The following is a 1,420-nucleotide window of genomic DNA, read 5'->3' as shown; positions in this document are numbered from 1 at the left end:
ACCTGTACTGCACCCATTTTGTTGGACGATGAAATGGAATAGTCCCTGATATGTCAAAGCCAAAATACCCCTTCGAAAAGCGCCTTGAAGTCGTGAATCACTACTTCACAACTGATGATGGTTACAGGATCATCTCTGCACGTTTTGGTGTGCCTCGAACCCAGGTCAGGACGTGGGTTGCCCTCTATGAAAAACATGGAGAAAAAGGTTTAATTCCCAAACCTAAAGGCGTTAGTGCTGATCCAGAGTTGCGCATTAAGGTCGTGAAAGCCGTGACCGAGCAGCAGATGTCCCTCAATCAGGCTGCTGCTCACTTTATGCTTGCTGGTAGTGGTTCTGTAGCCAAGTGGCTGAAAGTCTATGAGGAGCACGGAGAAGCTGGTTTACGCGCACTCAAGATCGGCACCAAAAGAAACATTACAATGTCAGTTGATCCAGAAAAAGCGGCGTTAGCATTGGAGCTGTCGAAAGACCGACGTATTGAGGATCTTGAAAGACAAGTTCGATTCCTTGAAATGCGGCTTACGTATCTAAAAAAGCTGAAAGCCTTAGCTCATCCCGCGAAAAAGTGAAAGTACTCAACGAGCTAAGGCAGTTTTACCCTCTTGATGAGCTTCTCAAGGCAGCGGAGATACCGCGCAGTACGTTTTATTACCATCTAAAGGCTCTCAGCAAGCCTGATAAGTATGCGGATGTTAAAAAGCGTATTGGTGAGATTTATCACGAGAATAAAGGTCGTTACGGATACCGTAGGGTAACGTTGTCTCTCCATCGAGACGGGGAACGGATTAACCATAAAGCCGTTCAGCGCCTGATGGGAACCCTCTCGCTTAAGGCAGCGATTAAGGTCAAACGATACAGCTCCTACAGAGGAGAGGTAGGGCAAACCGCCCCCAATGTTCTCCAAAGGGATTTCAAGGCTACACGGCCAAACGAGAAGTGGGTTACCGACGTTACTGAATTTGCAGTCAATGGGCGAAAGCTGTATTTGTCTCCAGTAATAGATCTCTTCAACAACGAAGTTATTTCTTACAGCCTGTCGGAAAGACCTGTGATGAACATGGTCGAGAATATGCTCGATCAGGCATTCAAAAAGCTTAAGCCTCACGAGCATCCTATTCTGCACTCTGACCAGGGATGGCAGTATCGTATGAGAAGGTATCAAAACATCCTTAAAGAACAAGGCATTACACAGAGCATGTCCAGAAAAGGCAATTGTCTGGATAATGCAGTCGTGGAATGTTTCTTTGGAACCTTAAAGTCGGAGTGTTTTTATCTTGACGAGTTCAGTAATATAAGCGAACTGAAGGATGCTGTTACGGAATATATTGACTACTACAACAGCAGAAGAATTAGCCTGAAATTAAAAGGTCTGAGTCCAATTGAATATCGAACCCAGACCTATGTGCCTCGTGTTTAA

General features: G+C 45.4%; 1 protein-coding gene. It reads left to right on the top strand.

Translation table 11 applies throughout. The annotated features are described in order from the left end of the window. Window positions 1-50 precede the first annotated feature (50 nt). Window positions 51-1,420, top strand: a protein-coding gene (locus V6E55_RS25405) for an IS3-like element ISKpn8 family transposase (protein ID WP_085949440.1) whose coding sequence is annotated in 2 segments (ribosomal slippage) — window positions 51-531 and window positions 531-1,420 — 1,371 coding nt in all. Because the reading frame shifts where the segments join, the coding sequence is not laid out codon by codon here.

Source organism: Enterobacter sp. 342 (assembly GCF_036663495.1).
In the GTDB taxonomy this organism is placed as follows: domain Bacteria; phylum Pseudomonadota; class Gammaproteobacteria; order Enterobacterales; family Enterobacteriaceae; genus Enterobacter.
Note: the sequence above shows the minus strand (reverse complement) of the source record. Positions and strands in the feature narration are given on the sequence as shown.